A 2951-nucleotide genomic window follows, 5' to 3' on the forward strand; every position below is an offset into this window, starting at 1 on the left:
ACGAAACATCTTCGGGTTGTGAGGTTAAGCGACTAAGCGTACACGGTGGATGCCCTGGCAGTCAGAGGCGATGAAGGACGTGCTAATCTGCGAAAAGCGTCGGTAAGGTGATATGAACCGTTACAGCCGGCGATGTCCGAATGGGGAAACCCAGTGTGATTCGTCACACTATCGTTAACTGAATACATAGGTTAACGAGGCGAACCGGGGGAACTGAAACATCTAAGTACCCCGAGGAAAAGAAATCAACCGAGATTCCCCCAGTAGCGGCGAGCGAACGGGGAGCAGCCCAGAGTCTGAATCAGCTTGTGTGTTAGTGGAACGGTCTGGAAAGTCCGACGGTACAGGGTGATAGTCCCGTACACCAAAATGCACAGGTTGTGAACTCGAAGAGTAGGGCGGGACACGTGGTATCCTGTCTGAATATGGGGGGACCATCCTCCAAGGCTAAATACTCCTGACTGACCGATAGTGAACCAGTACCGTGAGGGAAAGGCGAAAAGAACCCCGGCGAGGGGAGTGAAAAAGAACCTGAAACCGTGTACGTACAAGCAGTGGGAGCACCCTTTAGGGTGTGACTGCGTACCTTTTGTATAATGGGTCAGCGACTTATATTCTGTAGCAAGGTTAACCGTATAGGGGAGCCGCAGGGAAACCGAGTCTTAACTGGGCGTTAAGTTGCAGGGTATAGACCCGAAACCCGGTGATCTAGCCATGGGCAGGTTGAAGGTTGGGTAACACTAACTGGAGGACCGAACCGACTAATGTTGAAAAATTAGCGGATGACTTGTGGCTGGGGGTGAAAGGCCAATCAAACCGGGAGATAGCTGGTTCTCCCCGAAAGCTATTTAGGTAGCGCCTCGTGAATTCATCTTCGGGGGTAGAGCACTGTTTCGGCTAGGGGGTCATCCCGACTTACCAACCCGATGCAAACTACGAATACCGAAGAATGTTATCACGGGAGACACACGGCGGGTGCTAACGTCCGTCGTGAAGAGGGAAACAACCCAGACCGCCAGCTAAGGTCCCAAAGTCACAGTTAAGTGGGAAACGATGTGGGAAGGCACAGACAGCCAGGATGTTGGCTTAGAAGCAGCCATCATTTAAAGAAAGCGTAATAGCTCACTGGTCGAGTCGGCCTGCGCGGAAGATGTAACGGGGCTAAACTGTGCACCGAAGCTGCGGCAGCGACACTATGTGTTGTTGGGTAGGGGAGCGTTCTGTAAGCCTGCGAAGGTGGCCTGTGAGGGTTGCTGGAGGTATCAGAAGTGCGAATGCTGACATAAGTAACGATAATGCGGGTGAAAAGCCCGCACGCCGGAAGACCAAGGGTTCCTGTCCAACGTTAATCGGGGCAGGGTGAGTCGACCCCTAAGGCGAGGCCGAAAGGCGTAGTCGATGGGAAACAGGTTAATATTCCTGTACTTGGTGTTACTGCGAAGGGGGGACGGAGAAGGCTATGTTAGCCGGGCGACGGTTGTCCCGGTTTAAGCATGTAGGCGGAGGTTCCAGGTAAATCCGGTACCTTTTAACGCTGAGGTGTGATGACGAGGCACTACGGTGCTGAAGTAACAAATGCCCTGCTTCCAGGAAAAGCCTCTAAGCATCAGGTAACATCAAATCGTACCCCAAACCGACACAGGTGGTCAGGTAGAGAATACCAAGGCGCTTGAGAGAACTCGGGTGAAGGAACTAGGCAAAATGGTGCCGTAACTTCGGGAGAAGGCACGCTGATATGTAGGTGAAGCCCCTGCGGGTGGAGCTGAAATCAGTCGAAGATACCAGCTGGCTGCAACTGTTTATTAAAAACACAGCACTGTGCAAACACGAAAGTGGACGTATACGGTGTGACGCCTGCCCGGTGCCGGAAGGTTAATTGATGGGGTTATCCGTAAGGAGAAGCTCTTGATCGAAGCCCCGGTAAACGGCGGCCGTAACTATAACGGTCCTAAGGTAGCGAAATTCCTTGTCGGGTAAGTTCCGACCTGCACGAATGGCGTAATGATGGCCAGGCTGTCTCCACCCGAGACTCAGTGAAATTGAACTCGCTGTGAAGATGCAGTGTACCCGCGGCAAGACGGAAAGACCCCGTGAACCTTTACTATAGCTTGACACTGAACATTGAGCCTTGATGTGTAGGATAGGTGGGAGGCTTTGAAGCGTGGACGCCAGTCTGCGTGGAGCCAACCTTGAAATACCACCCTTTAATGTTTGATGTTCTAACGTTGGCCCCTAATCGGGGTTGCGGACAGTGTCTGGTGGGTAGTTTGACTGGGGCGGTCTCCTCCCAAAGAGTAACGGAGGAGCACGAAGGTTAGCTAATCCTGGTCGGACATCAGGAGGTTAGTGCAATGGCATAAGCTAGCTTGACTGCGAGCGTGACGGCGCGAGCAGGTGCGAAAGCAGGTCATAGTGATCCGGTGGTTCTGAATGGAAGGGCCATCGCTCAACGGATAAAAGGTACTCCGGGGATAACAGGCTGATACCGCCCAAGAGTTCATATCGACGGCGGTGTTTGGCACCTCGATGTCGGCTCATCACATCCTGGGGCTGAAGTAGGTCCCAAGGGTATGGCTGTTCGCCATTTAAAGTGGTACGCGAGCTGGGTTTAGAACGTCGTGAGACAGTTCGGTCCCTATCTGCCGTGGGCGCTGGAGAATTGAGGGGGGCTGCTCCTAGTACGAGAGGACCGGAGTGGACGCATCACTGGTGTTCGGGTTGTCATGCCAATGGCATTGCCCGGTAGCTAAATGCGGAAGAGATAAGTGCTGAAAGCATCTAAGCACGAAACTTGCCCCGAGATGAGTTCTCCCTGAGACTTTAAGTCTCCTGAAGGAACGTTAAAGACGATGACGTTGATAGGTCGGGTGTGTAAGCGTAGCGATACGTTGAGCTAACCGATACTAATGAACCGTGAGGCTTAACCTTACAACGCCGAAGCTGTTTTGGCG

The 2951-nt window shown here is 52.8% G+C and carries 1 rRNA gene; it reads left to right on the forward strand.

Annotated elements, in window-relative coordinates:
• Positions 1-22: 22 nt before the first annotated feature.
• Positions 23-2928, forward strand: a 23S ribosomal RNA gene (locus tag PGR09_RS24465).
• Positions 2929-2951: the final 23 nt, after the last annotated feature.

Origin of the sequence: Klebsiella sp. 141251, from assembly GCF_050600725.1 — a bacterium.
GTDB classification, from domain to species: domain Bacteria; phylum Pseudomonadota; class Gammaproteobacteria; order Enterobacterales; family Enterobacteriaceae; genus Klebsiella; species Klebsiella aerogenes.